This window comes from Blautia sp. DFI.6.71, assembly GCF_020593585.1.
GTDB classification, from domain to species: domain Bacteria; phylum Bacillota; class Clostridia; order Lachnospirales; family Lachnospiraceae; genus Blautia_A; species Blautia_A wexlerae.
Genome location: NZ_JAJDMJ010000094.1, coordinates 1 through 5306, shown reverse-complemented (window position 1 = coordinate 5306; position 5306 = coordinate 1). Strand labels below are relative to the sequence as shown.

8 protein-coding genes and 1 pseudogene are annotated in these 5306 nt (G+C 37.9%); 2 read left to right on the top strand and 7 right to left on the bottom strand.

Annotation, left to right across the window (positions count from 1 at the left end):
* Positions 1-99: 99 nt before the first annotated feature.
* Positions 100-420, top strand: a pseudogene (locus LJE12_RS19130) (manganese catalase family protein); the annotation flags it as partial.
* An 83-nt stretch (positions 421-503) separates the two neighbouring features.
* On the opposite strand, the gene LJE12_RS19125 reads toward LJE12_RS19130, so the two are convergent.
* The 4 genes from LJE12_RS19125 to LJE12_RS19110 all read right to left on the bottom strand — a co-directional run bounded on the left by LJE12_RS19125 (position 504) and on the right by LJE12_RS19110 (position 3341).
* Positions 504-2072 (bottom strand): recombinase family protein, encoded by a 1569-nt coding sequence (locus LJE12_RS19125; RefSeq protein WP_006857572.1) that lies wholly within the window; start codon positions 2070-2072, stop codon positions 504-506.
* Positions 2073-2153: 81 nt separating this feature from the next.
* Entirely contained in the window at positions 2154-2297 is a 144-nt protein-coding gene (locus LJE12_RS19120; protein WP_006857573.1) for a hypothetical protein, read from the bottom strand.
* A 383-nt stretch (positions 2298-2680) separates the two neighbouring features.
* Positions 2681-2920 (bottom strand): helix-turn-helix domain-containing protein, encoded by a 240-nt coding sequence (locus LJE12_RS19115; protein WP_006857574.1) that lies wholly within the window; start codon positions 2918-2920, stop codon positions 2681-2683.
* A 1-nt stretch (position 2921) separates the two neighbouring features.
* Complete coding sequence (locus LJE12_RS19110) at positions 2922-3341, bottom strand: RNA polymerase sigma factor (protein ID WP_008704153.1); 420 nt, start codon at positions 3339-3341, stop codon at positions 2922-2924.
* A gap of 562 nt (positions 3342-3903) precedes the next feature.
* Between LJE12_RS19110 and LJE12_RS19105 the strand changes: the two genes are divergently transcribed.
* Entirely contained in the window at positions 3904-4260 is a 357-nt protein-coding gene (locus LJE12_RS19105; protein ID WP_006857575.1) for a helix-turn-helix domain-containing protein, read from the top strand.
* 108 nt (positions 4261-4368) lie between these two features.
* On the opposite strand, the gene LJE12_RS19100 is transcribed toward LJE12_RS19105, so the two are convergent.
* Genes LJE12_RS19100 through LJE12_RS20355 form a run of 3 tightly spaced genes read right to left on the bottom strand, consistent with a single transcriptional unit; the run spans position 4369 to position 5250 of the window.
* On the bottom strand, positions 4369-4542 hold the full coding sequence (locus LJE12_RS19100; protein ID WP_008704154.1) for a cysteine-rich KTR domain-containing protein: 174 nt from the start codon (positions 4540-4542) through the stop codon (positions 4369-4371).
* Between the two features lie 19 nt (positions 4543-4561).
* Positions 4562-5074 carry a membrane lipoprotein lipid attachment site-containing protein gene (locus LJE12_RS19095; RefSeq protein WP_006857576.1) on the bottom strand — a complete coding sequence of 171 codons (513 nt, stop codon included), beginning with the start codon at positions 5072-5074 and terminating at the stop codon, positions 4562-4564.
* 50 nt (positions 5075-5124) lie between these two features.
* Complete coding sequence (locus tag LJE12_RS20355; RefSeq protein ID WP_331466215.1) at positions 5125-5250, bottom strand: hypothetical protein; 126 nt, start codon at positions 5248-5250, stop codon at positions 5125-5127.
* Between the last annotated feature and the right edge of the window lie 56 nt (positions 5251-5306).

Below are 5306 nucleotides of genomic sequence, written 5' to 3'. Positions count from 1 at the left end.
TCATAGTTTTATAAATACTTACGATTTCTGCTTTTTGCTAAAGTTAATGACATTGCATAAACACTGGGCTTTCGGGACTATTATAGGGTACTGCACTCCGGTGGCCCGGACGGGGAGATCGGCGCTTCCCTGCGTTATCTTTCCCAGCGTTTTACCATGCCGAACCGAACGACTTCTGCTTTGCTCAACGACATAGGAACAGAAGAACTCAGTCATCTGGAAATGGTATCCACTATTGTACATCAGCTTACCCGGGACCTTTCCATGGAGGAAATTGAGAAATCCGGATTTGGACCGTATTATATCGATCACACAGTGGGAGTCTGGCCACAGGCAGCAGGTGGCGTACCATTTAATGCATGTGAATTTCAGAGTAAAGGTGATCCGATCACTGATCTGTTCGAGGATCTTGCTGCAGAGGGTGCGATTGTATAAAGACAACATTGAGGTTTTAAAAGAAAGTTCCCGATAATCTGGCATACTAGCTGCCAGATATGAGAACCCTAGAAATTCCAATGTATTTCAATAGGTACTTCCTTAGTTACAGGGTCTTTTTTGCCAACCAATACATAATCAATCAGCTTTTCAACCGTTTCCCTGTCTAAGTGTTCAAGATTTGTATATTGCTCGATTAACTGTCGTCTGTTGTCGCCAATCAGCATTTTTCTTTCAATAACATCAAGCTGTTTCTGCGTATCAATCATCAGTTTTTCGAGCCTTTCTTTTTGTGTTGAGAAGTCTTTGGATAAATCCAAGTAATCAAGTTCGGAAAGAATACCCTTTACCTTATCTAAATATAATTCTCGGATTCCTTTTGTATATTCCGCAATCTTTTTTTGATAAGCAGCAATCTCCGTTTCCAGAGCTTCTTTTTGACCTCGCAAGTCATTGTTGAATTGCACATTTTGTTCAAGCTCATCTTTGTCAAGATATTCTGCGGATAACTTATTAAGTTCATCAATCACAGCTTTTTCTAATTTGTCTACTGAAATGAAAGAACCTATACAAGCGTCCTTTGCTACATGGCGGTTAGAGCATTGTAAATAATGCTTACCATGATTCTTTGACGAACGCATTGTATAACCACAATTCATACAGCGAGCTTTTCTGGCAAATAAACCGATTGTGCCAACTGTGAAAGGTTTTGCCTTTTGAGCTACCAATGCTTGAACCCTATCCCATAACTCACGGTCAATAATCGGCTCATGTGTACCCTCAACTCTGTACCACTCGTCTTTGGGTCTGGGTTTGTTTTGCTTTGTCTTATAAGAAACGCTGCCATATTTCCCTTGAACCATATTCCCGATATAGATTTCATTCACCAACATATCTGATATGGCAAAATATTTCCATAGGGTACTGTTTTTCGTTTTAGGCTGCTTGTAACGCAAACCATGAAGTCGTTTGTATTCCGTAGGGTTTGGTATTCCTCTGTCATTCAGCATACGGGCAATGGCGGTCTTTCCATATCCCTGTGAAAACAGTGTAAAAACTTCTCTGACAACTTCCGCAGCTTCTTCATCAATAATCAAATGCCCTTTTACGTCAGGGTCTTTTTTGTAACCATACAGAGCAAAAGCACCGATATGGTGTCCGTTCTTTCTTCTGTCAGTGAGAACGCTTTTAATGTTCTCTGACATATCCTCCAAGTACCACTCATTCACCAGACCGTTAATCTGTCTTGATTTCTTATTTCCTTTATTAGCGGTATCTGCATTATCAACAATGCTGATGAAGCGAATACCCCAAATAGGAAAAAGACCGTGTATATATTTTTCCACTAATTCTAGTTCTCTGGTAAATCTGGATTGTGTCTTACAAAGGACAATATCAAATTTACGATTCTTTGCGTCCTCCAACAACCTGTTAAATTCTGGTCGTCGTCTGTCAGAACCAGTGTAATCATCATCACTGTATATGTTGTAGACTTCCCAACCATGCTCTAATGAGTATTGAAGTAACATTGACTTTTGATTCTGAATACTGTTACTGTCGTCTGTTTCTGATTGTTTGTTTCTATCTTCCTCTGATAAGCGGCAATAAATAGCAACTCTTGATTTTGATTCTATCATGCTTCGTTCTCCTTTTTGAGAAGACGAAACAAACTATCTCTACATAATGTTATTATAACATCTTGTAGGATAGTTTGTCTATCATCTGGCAGGAGTTGCCCTTCCTTTATTTTTTTCATATTGATTTATCAACTCTATCCATTTTAGAGTAAATGCTTTTGTAAACGCCGCTTTATCACAATTTTTAAAAACATTCTTGCAAACTACCTTTGCGTCATTTGCCATTGAACCACCTCACTACAATATATTTACAAAGTATGCAAAAATGCTTGTACATTATGAAAGAATTTGTCTATAAAGTAAGAAGTAATCAGATGGCTTTGGAAAGCTCCACTGGAATTTCACCATTCCCATTCTGATGGGTGAACCGCACCATGCGAGTGTATCATTATTCTGATATACGGGTCATGGCAGCAACTTTTCCAACAGTCGCTTACGGATCACTGGCGTGGTCGCTCGCTTCTTTATCCCTCCTTTTCATGGGTCATGGCGTTCCAGTCCGTCGGCTCACCGCATATCAAACGTATCTGATTACTTTATTCAATTTTCAAAGAACACTTGTAAAACGGAGCTGGAATGAGGTGGTATCACACTCCGTATATATTCGCTTATTTCACTCTGACTTCAAAACCTAGAATTGCTTTAATAAGGGCAGCTCTAATTCTGCCTTTCAGTTCCATATCGACCACAATATACATATTTCCGTGTTCATCATAGAACGGGCGTAAACTTGCTTTTGATATGTAAGCGTCATAGTGATTTAAAATTTTCTCTATTGCCACTTCGTCGCCATCAGCAGCTAAACTGATTGTGGAGAATAGAGGACACTTTTTTGTAGACTTCATCATGTTATAATTCCTCCTCGTACATATCTCTAATGAGCTTTAGTGAACACATTCTGTTTCTATAAACAGAGTTTCTGGAAATATCCAAAATCTCTGCGATTTCTGCGTCTGGTAATTCCAGAAAGTAGAACATCAACACAACATTGCGTCGTCTTTCACTTAATTTTTTGATTGCTTCACATAATTTCTCATCATAGACACGAACTTCTGTACCGAACACATCAAAGGAAGTAAATTCAAGCGAGTATTCGTCCGATACACCCAACTGGTTTAATTCCAGCTCTGGTATTTCACAGAAAGATATTTCATGCTTTGCACGTCTGGCAAGTTCTTTGTTGTAGTTCTTTACAGTTCTGCCAATCACCTTACGAGCCAGACAGTCAAATTGAAGTCTTATAGCGTTCTCAAATGAAGAAGGTTTCATAATCTCACCTCCTTTCAAGTTGAAGTTGCTAAAGCGAAAAGGCTTTTTACCTCTTTCCGCACTAACACTCAACACGGAGGGGTGATTTGTAACCCGAATCAGAAAAAAATCAAAAAATTTTTTAAAGTAGCAAAAAAGCACAAGAGCAATACTGACGTGCTGTTCTTGTGCCTTATAAATTGTTCCTGCTATGTGATGTGAAAAACCATATACAAGAGCGATATAATCCGCAAAAGTTAAACGGATTTTTTTAACAAGCTACCAATGGTCGAATGTTGTTGAATGTATAGGCATTCCATGCGGCTACCTCCTGAAGCCGCTAAAACAAAACCAACCAGTAGTTTGTCCACCGTTGGACAAAAATAAAACGGCGGCTGTATGAACCGTCGTTCTATCTAAAAGGACGTATAAAAGCATTACTGCTGACAACGGTTTTTTTTTACCGCCAAGCAGCATATATTGTTATTTACCTGTTCATAGGAACTGATAAACCTTGCAATACGTTTTACTGTACCTGTTACAAATTCTTTAGGAACAGTAAAATGTAGTGAGGTGATTAATTATGCGTAAAACAGAAGATAAATACGATTTCAGAGCCTTTGGTCTTGCCATCAAAGCGGCAAGGATGAAACAAGGTCTGACCCGTGAACAGGTGGGAGCAAAAATTGAAATTGACCCACGCTATCTGACGAATATTGAGAATAAAGGGCAGCACCCAAGTTTACAGGTGTTTTATGACCTTGTAACTCTACTTAATGTGTCTGTTGATGAAATTTTCCTGCCGACCAGTGACAAAGTAAAAAGCACTCGCCGCAGACAGTTGGAACAACAGCTTGATACTTTCGACGACAAAGATATGGTTGTCATGGAGAGCGTCGCTGCTGGTATCATCAAATCAAAGGAAGTGGGGGAAGATTAGTTCCTCCATTTTTATTTGCCTGCCAATCATACGGGATATGGTGATAGGTAATAAAAATGAGCCGATAATCTATGAGATATGAAATCCTCTGAATTATCGGCTCTGCATCTAAGTGTCTGGCTCTTTGATTACTGTTATTTTTAATTTGCTGGCATTAATTAGGTTTTCCTGTTTGCATTTTGGACAATACAGTGGAAAATTTATCAACTTAGTATCCGTTCTGATTTTTGTTCTTGTTTTATTCTTGCATATAGGACAGTATATCCATTTTGCTGTTCCCATTTGTTTCCTTTCTGATATACTATTTTAATGTAAATTCACATGCCAAATAATAAGTGTCATAATCCCAATCTTTAGGGGATTCGAAATAAGAAATACTTACTATTATTCTATAGTGCCCTGATGGGAGTTCGCCATAAACCGAGGAAATATCAAATGGTAAACTTAATCTTTCGGTGGGATTTATAACTGCATCATCTTCGTTATCTTTTGATGGGTCATAAAGTTGAGTTAATTGATACCATGTTTCTGATTGCTCCGCTTCAATTTCAAAATAGGCTTTAGAATAATGATACTCTTTGTTGGAGTTATTTTCTAAAAAAAATTTTGCGTTTTCTAAGTCAGAATACTCTTTTTCACTTGATGTAAGCTCAACATCTGATAAAGTATTAATTTTTTCCTCAGTTCCATAGGACGAAACCTCATAATTCTCTTTGAAATCCTGTGATGATATTATTTCTTCATCTGATGTTGAATTGCACCCGGACAAAATGCTTGTGACAGTTATTAAAATAATACAGATAATTTTTTTCATAATCGAAACCTCCTTTATAAGTGCTTAATGCAATTATATGGGGAAAATGTCTATTTTTCATCAACATATGCAATTTTTATACAAGCTGTAACACAGGCTCCCCCCTTATGATTATTTGAAATTTTTATTGTACCTCCATGCCTTTCACATAATATTTTACAAATGTTTAATCCCAGACCTAGTACTGCATCCGGTTAGTTTCTAAACTATAACCGGATACAACCTGGCCAAT

Bases quoted from the DNA above. Each gene is read 5' to 3' on its own strand.
- LJE12_RS19100 (WP_008704154.1), bottom strand. From the start codon at position 4,542: ATGGGAACAGCAAAATGGATATACTGTCCTATATGCAAGAATAAAACA.
- LJE12_RS19115 (WP_006857574.1), bottom strand. From the start codon at position 2,920: ATGATGAAGTCTACAAAAAAGTGTCCTCTATTCTCCACAATCAGTTTA.
- LJE12_RS19105 (WP_006857575.1), top strand. From the start codon at position 3,904: ATGCGTAAAACAGAAGATAAATACGATTTCAGAGCCTTTGGTCTTGCC.
- LJE12_RS19110 (WP_008704153.1), bottom strand. From the start codon at position 3,341: ATGAAACCTTCTTCATTTGAGAACGCTATAAGACTTCAATTTGACTGT.
- LJE12_RS19120 (WP_006857573.1), bottom strand. From the start codon at position 2,297: ATGGCAAATGACGCAAAGGTAGTTTGCAAGAATGTTTTTAAAAATTGT.
- LJE12_RS19125 (WP_006857572.1), bottom strand. From the start codon at position 2,072: ATGATAGAATCAAAATCAAGAGTTGCTATTTATTGCCGCTTATCAGAG.
- LJE12_RS19095 (WP_006857576.1), bottom strand. From the start codon at position 5,074: ATGAAAAAAATTATCTGTATTATTTTAATAACTGTCACAAGCATTTTG.